The sequence below is a fragment of the Cupriavidus alkaliphilus genome (assembly GCF_900094595.1).
Taxonomy (GTDB): domain Bacteria; phylum Pseudomonadota; class Gammaproteobacteria; order Burkholderiales; family Burkholderiaceae; genus Cupriavidus; species Cupriavidus alkaliphilus.
The window spans coordinates 61,288-74,293 of record NZ_FMAD01000007.1; the positions used below are offsets into that span (position 1 = coordinate 61,288).

Below are 13,006 nucleotides of genomic sequence, written 5' to 3' on the forward strand. Positions count from 1 at the left end.
GGCGGCGCCGGCTGGCAAGCAAGGCCGGACGGCCTATGCTCTGAGACCTGATACCAGATGGGCGCCCGCGGCTTGCCTGGGGCTGGCCGGGGCATCCATCCGCATCAGATCGGCGCCACGTGGGCGCGCTTGACGACGATAGGCTGCGGCGCGCCCTGCTCGATCAGCACCACAGCGGCGCGTTCGATGGTTTCGCGGCCGGCGCGGAATGCTTCTTCAAGTGACAGCACCTGGTCGGCGCTGAAACCTTCCCACAGTGCTTCGCGTGTCACCACGCAAGTCACCTTCTCGCCATTGACAAGTGCCTGGAACAACAAGCCTTCGTTATTGATGTCGTAGCGCTCTTGCTCTTGGAATTTGATATCCATCGGTGCAGCCCTCCATATGCAAGTGGAGAAACATCCTAACATGGCTCCGGCAAAATCGTATGGGTAGAACCCTATGCGACAGGGTTCATTCGGAAGACAATCGCGACCGCCGTTCGGTTCCATCGGCCAACCCCTCCGCATGCGGGGCACGTTCGCGCAGCTTGCCATGGCAATTGCGTCAGGCAATTGACAGCGCCGGAAATCATGCTAAAATCTCGTTCTTCGTTGGGGCGTTAGCTCAGTTGGTAGAGCAGCGGACTCTTAATCCGTAGGTCGAGTGTTCGAGTCACTCACGCCCCACCAGCGAATACAAGAAAGGCCGGAAGCAGCAATGCTTCCGGCCTTTTGCTTTGGACGCCACTGGCGGCGCGGATGCGCTGCGGCACCGGCCGGTGCCGCAGTGGCACTTCGTCACGCGCCGACGCTGGCTCGTTCGAACAGCGTGCGCGCCAGCGCGCGATGGCGCAGCAGCACCGTTGGCAGGTCGGCCGTGAGCAGCTCGCCGTCGCGCACTACTTCCTTGCCATTGATCACGCTGGCCGCGACATTGGCCGGCGTGCAGAACACCAGCGCCGCCACCGGGTCATGGCCGGCGCCGGCAAACCCGGCCGACGACAGATCGAAGGCGACGAAGTCCGCCGACATGCCCGGCGCCAGCGCGCCGATATCGTCCCGATTGAGCACGCGCGCGCCGCCCAGCGTGGCGATTTCCAGCGCCTCGCGCGCGCTCATCGCGGCCGGACCGTAGCCCACCCGCTGCAGCAGCATCGCCTGGCGCGCCTCGCCCAGCATATGTGCGCCGTCGTTCGACGCGCTGCCGTCCACCCCCAGGCCCACCGGCACGCCCGCATCGCGCATCGCACGCACCGGCGCAATGCCCGATGCCAGCCGCATGTTCGAGCACGGGCAATGCGCCACCCCGGTGCCGGTCCGGGCGAACAGCGCGATGCCGTCGTCGTCCAGCTTGACGCAGTGCGCGTGCCACACATCGTGGCCGACCCAGCCCAGGTCCTCGGCATACTGCGCCGGCGTCAGGCCGAATTTCTCGCGCGAATAGGCAATGTCGTTGTCGTTCTCGGCCAGGTGCGTATGCAGCGACACGCCATAGTGCCGCGCCATCACCGCCGATTCGCGCATCAGGTCGCGCGATACCGAGAACGGCGAGCACGGCGCCAGCACCACGCGCAGCATCGCGTGGCGCGCGCTGTCGTGGTACTGCTCCACCAGCCGCTGGCTGTCGCGCAGGATCGCAGCTTCCTCTTCCACCACGACGTCAGGCGGCAGCCCGCCCTTGCTGCGCCCCACGCTCATCGAGCCGCGCGCGGCATGGAAGCGCATGCCCATCTCCTGCGCCGCGGCGATCGAATCGTCCAGGCGCGAACCGTTGGGAAACAGGTAGAGGTGGTCGCTGGTGGTGGTGCAGCCCGACAGCATCAGCTCGGCCATCGCGGTCTTGGTCGACACCGCGATCATTTCCGGCGTCAGGTGCGACCACAGCATGTACAGGTTGGTCAGCCACGAGAACAGCTCGGCGTCCTGCGCCGCGGGCACCGCGCGCGTCAGGCTCTGGTACATGTGATGGTGCGTGTTGACCAGCCCGGGCGTGACCACGCGGCCGCGCATGTCCAGCACCTGCGCGCTGCCGTCGTCGACCATGCGCCGGTATTGCGGCGGCAGTTCAGCGGTGGGGCCGACCCATTGCACCGCGGGGCCTTCGGCGACCAGCGCACCGTCGCGGATCTCGCGACGCTGGGCGTCCATGGTCACCAGGACGTCGGCATTGAGGGCTATCAGGGTCATGGCGGAATTCCTTCTGTGAAGCGGATGGGATTGAGGGCAGATACGATCGCCGCCAGTCTACGGCGGCGCGATGCCGCGTCCCAAGCATAGAATTCCGAGCAGCCTGTCCACAAAAAGTGGACAGCCGCCGAGCCCGGCTCAGCGCGCTTGCGCGAACAGCATCGCCAGCGCGTCGCCGATGCGCTCCGCCATCAGCCCGGCCGCGGCGCTGAGCTGGCCGCCGGCGCGCGCCACCAGCGTCAGCGTCTGGCCCTGCAGGTGGCGGTCGCGCAACGGCACGTACACCAGGGCCTGGCGTGCGCGCTCCTCCATCACATCGAGCGGGTTCAGCAGCGCAATGCCGGTCCCCAGCAGCACCAGTTGCCGGATCAGCACGGTCGAGGTCGATTCCGCCACCGGCGAGACCTCGATCGCATTGCGCGCAAAGGCCGCATCGAGGAGGCCGCGGATCGACAGGGAGGGTGCCGGCAGGATCAGCGGATAGCCGACGCACTCGCTCAGCAGCACCGATGGCCGCGCCGCCAGCGCATGGCCAGGCGGCACCACCGCGCCGATCTGCCAGTCGCTGCTGGCCAGCGCACGAAAGGCCGGCAGTTCCGGCAGGTCATAGCCCAGGCCGAGGTCGGCATCGCCCTGCTCCACCGCCGCCACGATGTCGGCCACCGGCAGGTCGTTGACGCGCACGACGATGCCCGGATAGCGCTGGCGGAAGTCATGCACCAGCGACGGCATCAGCGAGCCCGCCAGGCCTGCCGTCACCGCCACCGTGACCTCGCCCCGGCGCGCCCCCTTGAAGTCCTCGATACGCTCGCGCAGCGCGTCGTGCTCGCGCAGCGTCTGGCGGACGTGCGCCAGCACCATCTCGCCCAGTGGCGTCAGTCGCAGGCGCTTGTTGATGCGTTCGAACAGCGGCGCGCCCAGTTCGGCCTCCAGGTCCAGGATCTGCCGGTTGACCGCGGTCGGCGCTACGTGCAGGTGTTCGGCCGCCTTGCGGATGGAACCGCGGCGGACGACCTCGTCGAGATAGCGTAGGACTCTGGCGTGCATGGAGCTGGCAAACTGGTGGGTGCGGTGCCGGCGCGGAGGCGCATGACGGCGGCCTGCATTGTAGCGGTCAGACACCGTAAAAAATGCCGCAAAGGCTATTGCGCCGCATCCGATACCTTGCTACAATCTTTTTCTTCGTTGGGGCGTTAGCTCAGTTGGTAGAGCAGCGGACTCTTAATCCGTAGGTCGAGTGTTCGAGTCACTCACGCCCCACCAGCGAATTCAGAAAAGCCGGAAGCCTTGCTTCCGGCTTTTTGCTTTTGCGCTTGCCTCCATCCCGGCCACGCGCGCGATCGGCAGCGCAGCCCGATTCTTGATACGCGGGTTCTCACCAATTCCCCTGAAGGCGCTTTCCCGGTTGAATCGCTCCCGCGCCATTGTGGAACATAGTTCCGTATCGCGGAACTATCCAAAGGCGCCGGCCGTACCGCATCCCGATATGGCCCGGTCATGCCAGCCCGGGAAACCCTGACAGCGCGGGGCGCCGGATCCGCTGCCGATCCGCGGACACGCCTGCAGCCTGGCTGGCGAATCAGTGAAAGAAGAATGGAGGCCCTCCTTGAAAGCAGTCCTTAACGCCGGCGCAGCCGCATGCATCGCGGCCCTCGGCCTGGCCCACGCCGGCCTGGCGCACGCCCAGTCCTACCCTGCCAAGCCGATCCGCCTGATCGTGCCGTTCGCGGCCGGCGGCACCACCGATATCGTGGCGCGCGCGGTGTCCGACGGCCTGGGCCGTGAACTGGGCCAGCCGGTGGTGGTGGAAAACCGCGGCGGCGGCGGCGGCGCCATCGGTGCCGATGCGCTCGCCAAGTCGGCGCCGGACGGCTACACCCTGGGCATCGCCACGGTCAGCACCATGGCGACCAACCCGGCCACCAACCCCAAGAACCCGTACGATCCGCTCAAGGACTTCGCGCCGATCACCAACCTGGTCAACGTGCCCAACGTGCTGACGGTAAATCCCAAGGTTCCGGCCAAGACCCTGAAGGAATTCGTGGCGATGCTGAAGGCCAACCCGGGCAAGTACAGCTACGCCTCGGCCGGCAAGGGCAGCATCTCGCACCTGGATGGGGAGTTGTTCAAGGACATCACCCAGACCGACATGGTCCACATCCCCTACCGCGGATCGGGCCCGGCGCTGAACGACACGCTGGCCGGCCAGGTCAACGCTCAGTTCGACAACCTGCCGTCGTCGATGCCGCATATCCAGGCCGGCAAGCTGCGCGCGCTGGCGGTGGCGGCGCCCAAGCGCGTCGAAGGCTTGCCCGACGTGCCGACCTTTGCCGAAGCCGGCATGAAGGACATGAACAACATGGCCTGGTACGGCCTGGTGGCCCCGGCCGGCACGCCGGCGGCGATCATCACGCGCGTGCATGACGCCGCGGTCAAGGCGCTGCAGGATCCCAACGTCAAGCGCCGCCTGGCCGACAGCGGGGCCTACACCGACGGCAACACGCCGCAGCAATACGCCACGCAGATCAAGCGCGAGCTGGACCTGCGCAAGAAGATCGCGCGCGACCAGAACATCACGCTGGAATAAACGGCCAGGCGGCGCGAGCCGCCTCCCGAACTGGAAACCGGCTGCCACGGCAGCCGGTTTTTTTATGCGCGGCATCCGAAAATGCCCGGCGCGCCACTCAGATTATTCCTATTGCGCGCGCGTTTGATCCCGCGCAGCACGCCGGCCGTGTCGGTAACGTTCAATACGTCTAGAAGAAACTTTCACTTTGCGGACATGCGCCGACTCGGTACATTTACCGGGTGCTCCGCAACCCGCGCCGGCAGTCGACCGGCCAACGTCCGGCCCCAAACCGGTTTCGCGCAGGCGCTGCGCGACCGTCATTCGCGAGGATTAACAAGATGCTGAAGAAGTCCGTTTCGACCCTGATCGTTGCAGCACTGGCCGCGCTCGGCGCGACCCAGGTGTATGCGCAGAAAAACTACACCGACGGCGGCGATCTCTACAGCGGCAGCCACACCAAGAAAGCCGGCCCGAACCAGAGCGCGGCCAAGTCCGGCAAGTTCGACCCGTACACCGACGGCGCCAAGCAATCGACCAAGTCGGAGCTGACCAACTCGGGCAAGAAGTTCGATCCGAACACCGATGGCGCCAAGTCCGGCAAGTTCGATCCATACACCGACGGCGCCAAGGCCGGCAAGGCCGATCCCTACACCGACGGCGCCAAGGCGCCCGCCAGCCAGGGCACCAAGGCGCAGTAACACCGCCCTCGCCCGGTCACACAGCCCGCCTGCGCGGGCTGTTTTGTTTTGGGGATTGCCCTGACCTCAGGCGGCCAGCGCCGGTGCCGGCCGCACCGGCTGCATGGTGCCGCGGTCGCGGAAGGCGGCATGCCAGGACAGCGCCTCTTCCACCAGGTGCGGGGTCTGGCCGCCATGCGCGCAGGCGCGGCGGAAGTAATCGCCCAGCAGGTCACGGTATTGCGGGTCGGCGCAGTTGGCGATGACGGTGCGCGCGCGCTCGCGCGGCGCCAGGCCGCGCAGGTCGGCCAGGCCGTGCTCGGTGACGATGATGTCGACATCGTGCTCGGTGTGGTCGACGTGCGCCACCATCGGCACGATGCTGGAGATATCGCCACCCTTGGCCACCGACTTGGTCACGAACACCGACAGGTGCGCATTGCGGGCAAAGTCACCCGAACCGCCGATGCCGTTCATCATGTGCGTGCCGCCCACATGGGTCGAGTTGACGTTGCCGTAGATATCGCACTCGAGCGCCGTGTTGATGGTGATCAGCCCCAGCCGGCGCAGGATCTCCGGATGGTTGCTGATTTCCTGCGGCCGCAGCAGCAGGCGCGAACGGTAACGGTCCAGGTTCGCCAGGAAGCGCTGGTACACCTCGCGCGTCAGCGTCACCGACGAGGCCGAGGCAAAGGCGAGGCGCCCCGCATCCAGCAGCTCGATGGTGCTGTCCTGGAGCACTTCCGAGTACATCTGCAGATCGCGGAACGGCGACTCGACCATCCCGTGCAGCACCGCGTTGGCAATGGTGCCGATGCCGGCCTGCAACGGCTGCAGCGACGGCGAGAGCCGCCCGGCGCGCACCTCGCGCAGCAGGAACTCATTGAGATGGCCGGCGATCTGGCTGGTATCGGCATCCGGCGGCAGCGCGTTGGACGGGCTGTCGTCCTTGGCGGTGATGACAATGGCGGCGATCTTCTCGGGATCGATCGGGATATACGGCAGGCCGATGCGCTGCGCCGGCGCGATCAGCGGGATCGGCTGGCGGTACGGGCGCTGCACCGGGAAATAGATGTCGTGCAGCCCTTCCAGCGCCAGCGGCATGTTCAGGTTGATCTCGACGATCACCTTGCGCGCCAGCATGGCGAAACTGGCCGAGTTGCCCACCGAGGTGCTGGGGATGATGCCGCCCTGCTCGGTGATCGCCACCGCTTCCACCACCGCGACGTCCACCGGCGCGATCTGGCCCGAGCGCAGCTGCTCCACGGTCTCCGACAGATGCTGGTCGATGAACATCACTTCACCCGCATTGATCTTGCGACGCAGCGTGGCATCGGACTGGAACGGCAGGCGGCGCGCGATCACGTCGGCCTCCGCCAGCACCCGGTCGATGTCGTTGCCGAGCGAGGCGCCGGTCATCAGGGTGATGCGCAGCGGCTCGGTGGCGGCGCGCCGCGCCAGCGCGAACGGCACTTCCTTGCAATCGCCCGCGCGCGTGAATCCGCTCATGCCTACCGTCATGCCGTCGCGGATCAGCGCGGCGGCTTCGTCGGCCGAGACTACCTTGTCATGCAGCCTGGCAAGGCGAATACGTTCCTTGTACATCTTGATCTCCGGTCTGACGGCCGGCCCGTGCCTGCGCCGTTCGCCCCGTGCTGGCCTGCGCCTGGTTGCGGGGTCTCCGGCAGGCAGTGTAGCCAGACACGCCTATTCCAGCGATGATTTAAAGTTATCCATCCAAGTCGCATTTTTCATAGTTCGGCAGAGGGCGCGCGCAGCCGCCGCCACTATCGCGCGCTGCCGGCTCAGGACATTCCCGCAGTGTCACAAATCCGCCAAAAGTTTCTGTTAGTCTCGCCGTTCGGTCGACCCAGCCCGCCCCAGAGGCTGCGGCGGCCGGGCCGCCCGGGCCGGCCATGCTCCGGCCCCTTGCACCCCTGCGGGTGCCTGTGCATTGCGGTGGCGGCAAACCACAACAGGAGACGCCATTCATGCAGCCAAGACCCCTCGAACCCAGCGAGCCGGTTGTCCTTGCCCTGATTGATGCAGTCACCGCCTGGCAAGGTGCGTTGGACCAGACCCTGCGCGCCTCGGGCCTTAACTATTCCCAGTGGCTGCTGCTGCGGGCCATCCGCCAGGGTGCCTTCAAGCGTGGCTTGCCGCTTGCTGGTCCGATGCCGCTCGACGCGGCGCAGTCGGAGACCATGCTCGACGAACTGCGCCGCGACGGCTGGATCGAGTACACCGCGACACTGGCGCCCCGCATCGCCGAAGGCGCCACCGCGCGGGTGCAACGTACCGCGCAGGCCCTGAGCGCGCTGCACAGCGTCTCGGTCGCCTCCTTCAATTCGCAGGAACGTGCCGCGCTGGCCGGCCTGCTGGATCGGATGAAAACCACGCTGGACGGCCACACCTCGCGCCAGGTCAGAGCCGTCTCCGAGGCCCCCCGGCAGGAACGGCACAGCCAGCATGGCCAGCCGCTGCCCTGCCCCGGCGTGCCGCCGGTCGCCCACCGCCCGTCCTCCTGCCCCAGCCTCGCCACGCGCTTCTGAGCGCTGCCCGGGTCCCGCGGCTCGCCGTCGGGACCCTTCCATGCCCCTCCCTCGCGATCGCCGGTGCCCGCCACTTTGTTGCGCCGGGCACTCGGATTTTTCCTAAAGTATGAGCATGCCCCGGCACATGCCCCGGCGGCCCATCGACACCGCGAGGAGGGGAACATGCCGCAGGAGAACGAAGACAAGGTCGCGCACCTGCTGGACGAATTGGCCAACTTCGCGCGCGGGAGGCTGCCGGCGGCGATGTTCAGCGTGGTCGAGCCCTTCCTGCTGCATTACTACGACCAGGCCGACGCCGAAGACCTGCTGCGGCGCGAAGTGGCCGACCTGTACGGCGCCGTGATGGCGCACTGGCAGACAGCGCAGAAGTTCACCCCCGGCAGCGCGCGCATCCGCGTCTACAACCCCAACCTGGAAGAGCACGGCTGGCACTCCGACCATACCGTGGTGGAGATCGTCAACGACGACATGCCGTTCCTGGTCGACTCCGTGACGATGGAGATCAATCGCCAGGGCCTGGCGCTGCATTCCGCCATCCATCCGGTGTTCAGGGTCTGGCGCGGCGGCGCCGGCATCGAGCGGATCGCTCCTGGCGGCGCCGGCGAAGCCGGCGACAGCTCGCGCCTGGAGTCCTTTATCCATTTCGAGATCGACCGCACCGGCGAGTCGTCGCGCCTCGACGCCTTGCGCAGCGGCATCTCGCAGGTGCTGGTCGACGTGCGCGCCGCGGTGGAAGACTGGCCGGAGATGTGCGACATCACTCGCGCCACCATCGATGCCATGGCGCAGTCGCCCGACGCGGCCTCAGCGGAAAGCGTCGAGGCGCGCGCCTTCCTGGAATGGATGATGGACGACCATTTCTCGTTTCTGGGACAGCGCGACTACCAGCTGGTGGCGCGCGACGGGCGCTACTTCCTGCGCGGCGTGGCCGGCTCCGGCGCCGGCATCCTGCGCGAAAGCCTGCGCGAGCCCGACGCCGAAGACCTGACCCCGCTGCCCGCCGCGGCCACCGCGATCATCGAAGGCAGCTCGCCGATCTTCGTGACCAAGGCCAATTCGCGCGCCACCGTGCACCGGCCCGGCTATCTCGACTACGTCGGGGTCAAGCTGCTCGACGAAAACGGGCAGCTGTTCGGCGAGCGGCGCTTCGTCGGCCTCTACACCTCGACCGCCTACATGGCGCCGATCGCCGACATCCCGCTGGTGCGGCGCAAATGCGCCAACATCCTGGCGCGCGCAGGGTTCCTCGCCAAGGGCCACCTGTACAAGTCGCTGGTCACGATCCTCGAGCAATATCCGCGCGACGAACTGTTCCAGGCGACCGAGGACGAGCTGTTCGACATCACCACCGGCATCCTGCGGCTGCAGGAACACCAGCGCACGCGGCTGTTCGTGCGGCGCGACCGCTTCGACCGCTTTGTCTCGTGCCTGGTGTTCGTGCCGCGCGACAAATACAACACCGACCTGCGCCAGAAGATCCAGAAGCTGCTGACCGCCGCGTTCCACGGCACCAGCTGCGAGTTCACGCCCTTGCTGTCGGAATCGCCGCTGGCGCGCATCCAGCTGACCGTTCGCGGCGAGCCCGGCACCATGCCCAAGGTCGACACGCAGGAGCTGGAAGCGCGCATCGTGCATGCCAGCCGCCGCTGGCAGGACGACCTCGCCGAGGCGCTGCACGAAAGCCACGGCGAAGAGCACGGCAACCGGCTGCTGCAGCGCTATGGCGGCTCGTTCCCCGCCGGCTATCGCGAAGACTATCCGGCGCGCACCGCGGTGCGCGATATCGAGCTGATGGAGCACGCGGTGCGCGGCAACGGCATGGCGATGAACCTGTACCGCCCGATCGAAGCCGCGCCCGGTGCCTTCCGCTTCAAGGTGTACCGCGCCGGCGAACCGATCGCGCTGTCGCTGAGCCTGCCGATGCTGGAGCACCTGGGCGTGCGCGTCGATGAAGAACGCCCGTACCGGATCGAGCCCGACAGCGGCGCGCTGGTCTGGGTGCACGACTTCGGGCTCGAAATCGCCGACGGCGGCGCTGCCGCGGAGTTCGACATCGCGCGCGTCAAGGCGCTGTTCGAGGACGCCTTCGCGCGCGCATGGCACGGCGAGATCGAGAACGACGACCTCAACCGCCTGGTGCTGCGCGCCGAGCTGGCCGCGCGCGACGTGACCATCCTGCGCGCCTACGCGCGCTACCTGCGCCAGGTAGGCTCCACCTTCAGCGACGCCTATATCGAACGCGCGCTGACCGGCAATGCGGGCATTGCCGCGATGCTGGTGGCGCTGTTCGTGGCGCGCTTCGACACCTTCAGCCAGGTGGCCGCCGACACCGCGCGCCAGGCGCGCTGCGACAAGCTGCTGGCCGACATCGGCACGGCGCTGGACAAGGTCCCCAACCTCGACGAAGACCGCATCCTGCGGCTCTTTCTCGGCGTGATCAACGCCACCGTGCGCACCAATTATTTCCACCGCGGCGAGGACGGCCAGCCCCGTCCGTACCTGTCGTTCAAGTTCAATCCGGCCCTGGTGCCGGGCCTGCCCGAGCCGCGCCCGATGTTCGAGATCTGGGTCTACTCGCCGCGCGTGGAGGGAGTGCACCTGCGCGGCGGACGCGTGGCGCGCGGCGGGCTGCGCTGGTCGGACCGGCGCGAGGACTTCCGCACCGAAGTGCTGGGCCTGATGAAGGCGCAGATGGTCAAGAACACGGTGATCGTGCCGGTCGGCTCCAAGGGCGGCTTCGTGGTCAAGCGCCCGCCGCCGCCCACCGACCGCGACGCCTTCCTGCGCGAAGGCATCGCCTGCTACCAGACCTTCCTGCGCGGGCTGCTGGACCTGACCGACAACCTCGTCGGCGGCGAGCTGGTGCCGCCGCCCGAGGTGGTGCGCCACGACGACAACGACCCCTACCTGGTGGTGGCCGCGGACAAGGGCACGGCTACGTTCTCTGACTTCGCCAACGCGATCTCGGCCGAGTATGGGTTCTGGCTGGACGATGCCTTCGCCTCCGGCGGCTCGGTCGGCTACGACCACAAGAAGATGGGCATCACCGCGCGCGGCGCGTGGGAATCGGTGAAGCGGCATTTTCGCGAGATGGGCATCGACATCCAGGCCACGGACTTCACCGTGGCCGGCATCGGCGACATGTCGGGCGACGTGTTCGGCAATGGCATGCTGCTGTCGCCGCATATCCGGCTGGTGGCCGCGTTCGACCACCGCCACGTCTTCCTCGACCCGGATCCGGATCCGGCGCGCAGCCTGCAGGAACGCGCGCGCCTGTTCGGGCTGCCGCGTTCGAGCTGGGCCGACTACGACGCCACGCTGATCTCCGGCGGCGGCGGCATTTTTCCTCGCACCGCCAAGACCATCCCGCTGTCGCCGCAGGTGCAGAAGGTGCTCGGCATCACGGCGAGCGCGCTGTCGCCGGCCGAACTGATCCACGCCATCCTGATGGCGCCGGTGGACCTGCTCTACAACGGCGGCATCGGCACCTACGTCAAGTCCAGCCAGGAAACGCACCTGCAGGCCGGCGACCGCACCAACGACGCGGTGCGGGTCAATGGCAGCGACCTGCGCTGCAAGGTAGTCGGCGAAGGCGGCAATCTCGGCTTCACCCAGCTCGGCCGCATCGAGTTCGCGCGCAAGGGCGGCCGCATCAACACCGATGCCATCGACAACTCGGCGGGCGTCGACTGCTCTGACCACGAGGTCAACATCAAGATCCTGCTGGGTCTGGTGGTGGCCGACGGCGAGATGACCGAGAAGCAGCGCAACAAGCTGCTGGCCGAGATGACCGACGAAGTCGGCCTGCTGGTGCTGCAGGACAACTACTACCAGACCCAGGCGCTGTCGGTAGCCGGCCGCAGCAGCGGCGCGCTGCTCGACGGCGAGGCACGCCTGGTGCGCTGGCTGGAACGCGCCGGGCGGCTGAACCGCGCGCTGGAATTCCTGCCGTCGGACGAGGACATTGCCGAGCGCAAGCTCGCCGGCGAAGGCCTGACCTCGCCCGAGCGCGCGGTGCTGCTGGCCTACAGCAAGATGTGGCTGTACGACGAACTGCTGGGCTCCGACGTGCCGGAGGACGGGCTGGTGTCCGGACTGCTTGTGGATTACTTCCCGGTGCCGCTGCGCCAGCGCTACGGCGAGGCCATGCAGCGCCATCCGCTGCGGCGCGAGATCCTGTCGACGCATCTGACCAATATGCTGGTCAACCGCATCGGCGCCACCTTCGTGCACCGGATCATGGAAGAAACCGATGCGCGACCCGCCGATATCGTGCGCGCCTGCCTGATCGCGCGCGACGTGTTCGGGCTGACCGCGCTGTGGCAAGAGATCGACGCGCTCGACAATCGCGTCGCCGACGCCGAACAGGCGCGCATGTTCGGCTCGGTGGCGCTGCTGCTGGAGCGCGCGTGCCTGTGGTTCATCCGCTATCTGCGCAGCGGCAGCAGCGCCGCCGAAGACCTGGCGCGCTTTGCACAGGCGGCACAGTGGCTGGGGCCCCGCTTGCCGCAACTATTGCCGCAGGCCGATGCCGCGGCGTTGACCGAGCATACGCGTGCGTTGATCGAAGCGGGAGTAGGCGAGACGCTGGCCGCGCGCGTGGCCGGCAGCGAGATTTCCGCCGCGGCGCTCGACATTGCCGAAGTCGCCGCGGCGTGCGAGCGCAGCCTGGATCTGGTGGCCGGCGTCTACTTCGCGCTGGACAGCCACCTGAGCTTCAGCTGGCTGCGCGAACGCGCGCTGGCGCTGCCGTCGGACACCCATTGGGACCTGCTGGCGCGCACCACCACGCTGGAAGACCTGGGACGGCTCAAGCGCGCGCTGACGGTCAGCGTGCTCTCGCAGGCGGGCGATCAGACCTCGCCGGAAGCGATGATCGACGCCTGGCGCGCCAGCCGCCACGGCGCGCTCGAGCGCTTCACGCGCATGCTGGCGGACCAGCGCGCCTCGGGGGCCGCGGGACTGTCAATGCTGTCAGTCGCTGTGCGCGAGATCGGCATGCTGGAGCGAAGCTAGCCGCGCCGGCTGCGTGGCGGC

The 13,006-nt window shown here is 67.5% G+C and carries 8 protein-coding genes and 2 tRNA genes; 6 read left to right on the forward strand and 4 right to left on the reverse strand.

Annotated features, from left to right (window positions below):
• Positions 1 to 104: 104 nt before the first annotated feature.
• Positions 105 to 368 carry a DUF1488 family protein gene (locus GA0116996_RS15955; protein ID WP_018006788.1) on the reverse strand — a complete coding sequence of 88 codons (264 nt, stop codon included), beginning with the start codon at positions 366 to 368 and terminating at the stop codon, positions 105 to 107.
• Between the two features lie 227 nt (positions 369 to 595).
• Between GA0116996_RS15955 and GA0116996_RS15960 the strand changes: the two genes are divergently transcribed.
• Positions 596 to 671, forward strand: a tRNA-Lys gene (locus tag GA0116996_RS15960).
• 108 nt (positions 672 to 779) lie between these two features.
• Here GA0116996_RS15960 and GA0116996_RS15965 read toward each other — a convergent pair.
• Both GA0116996_RS15965 and GA0116996_RS15970 read right to left on the reverse strand, forming a co-directional pair.
• A complete protein-coding gene (locus tag GA0116996_RS15965; RefSeq protein WP_092313535.1) occupies positions 780 to 2,168 on the reverse strand; it encodes an 8-oxoguanine deaminase in 1,389 nt (462 codons plus the stop codon).
• 138 nt (positions 2,169 to 2,306) lie between these two features.
• The gene (locus GA0116996_RS15970; RefSeq protein ID WP_092313538.1) at positions 2,307 to 3,215 is read right to left on the reverse strand and encodes a LysR substrate-binding domain-containing protein; all 909 of its coding nucleotides are present in this window, start codon (positions 3,213 to 3,215) and stop codon (positions 2,307 to 2,309) included.
• A gap of 140 nt (positions 3,216 to 3,355) precedes the next feature.
• Here GA0116996_RS15970 and GA0116996_RS15975 point away from each other — a divergent pair.
• The 3 genes from GA0116996_RS15975 to GA0116996_RS15985 all read left to right on the forward strand — a co-directional run bounded on the left by GA0116996_RS15975 (position 3,356) and on the right by GA0116996_RS15985 (position 5,435).
• Positions 3,356 to 3,431: transfer RNA gene (locus tag GA0116996_RS15975), tRNA-Lys, on the forward strand.
• Positions 3,432 to 3,774: 343 nt separating this feature from the next.
• Positions 3,775 to 4,755 carry a tripartite tricarboxylate transporter substrate binding protein BugE gene (locus GA0116996_RS15980; protein ID WP_092313541.1) on the forward strand — a complete coding sequence of 327 codons (981 nt, stop codon included), beginning with the start codon at positions 3,775 to 3,777 and terminating at the stop codon, positions 4,753 to 4,755.
• 320 nt (positions 4,756 to 5,075) lie between these two features.
• A complete protein-coding gene (locus GA0116996_RS15985; RefSeq protein WP_092313544.1) occupies positions 5,076 to 5,435 on the forward strand; it encodes a hypothetical protein in 360 nt (119 codons plus the stop codon).
• A gap of 66 nt (positions 5,436 to 5,501) precedes the next feature.
• Here the strand turns inward: GA0116996_RS15985 and GA0116996_RS15990 are convergent, their stop codons facing one another.
• Positions 5,502 to 7,019, reverse strand: a complete 1,518-nt coding sequence (locus GA0116996_RS15990) for an acetyl-CoA hydrolase/transferase family protein (RefSeq protein ID WP_092313547.1) — start codon at positions 7,017 to 7,019, stop codon at positions 5,502 to 5,504.
• A 386-nt stretch (positions 7,020 to 7,405) separates the two neighbouring features.
• Here GA0116996_RS15990 and GA0116996_RS15995 point away from each other — a divergent pair, with 386 nt between their 5' ends.
• Both GA0116996_RS15995 and GA0116996_RS16000 read left to right on the forward strand, forming a co-directional pair.
• Positions 7,406 to 7,966 (forward strand): MarR family transcriptional regulator, encoded by a 561-nt coding sequence (locus tag GA0116996_RS15995; RefSeq protein ID WP_092313549.1) that lies wholly within the window; start codon positions 7,406 to 7,408, stop codon positions 7,964 to 7,966.
• A gap of 165 nt (positions 7,967 to 8,131) precedes the next feature.
• Complete coding sequence (locus GA0116996_RS16000) at positions 8,132 to 12,985, forward strand: NAD-glutamate dehydrogenase (RefSeq protein WP_092313552.1); 4,854 nt, start codon at positions 8,132 to 8,134, stop codon at positions 12,983 to 12,985.
• Positions 12,986 to 13,006: the final 21 nt, after the last annotated feature.

Bases quoted from the DNA above. Each gene is read 5' to 3' on its own strand.
- GA0116996_RS15970 (WP_092313538.1), bottom strand. From the start codon at position 3,215: ATGCACGCCAGAGTCCTACGCTATCTCGACGAGGTCGTCCGCCGCGGT.
- GA0116996_RS15985 (WP_092313544.1), top strand. From the start codon at position 5,076: ATGCTGAAGAAGTCCGTTTCGACCCTGATCGTTGCAGCACTGGCCGCG.
- GA0116996_RS15965 (WP_092313535.1), bottom strand. From the start codon at position 2,168: ATGACCCTGATAGCCCTCAATGCCGACGTCCTGGTGACCATGGACGCC.
- GA0116996_RS15955 (WP_018006788.1), bottom strand. From the start codon at position 368: ATGGATATCAAATTCCAAGAGCAAGAGCGCTACGACATCAATAACGAA.
- GA0116996_RS16000 (WP_092313552.1), top strand. From the start codon at position 8,132: ATGCCGCAGGAGAACGAAGACAAGGTCGCGCACCTGCTGGACGAATTG.
- GA0116996_RS15990 (WP_092313547.1), bottom strand. From the start codon at position 7,019: ATGTACAAGGAACGTATTCGCCTTGCCAGGCTGCATGACAAGGTAGTC.
- GA0116996_RS15995 (WP_092313549.1), top strand. From the start codon at position 7,406: ATGCAGCCAAGACCCCTCGAACCCAGCGAGCCGGTTGTCCTTGCCCTG.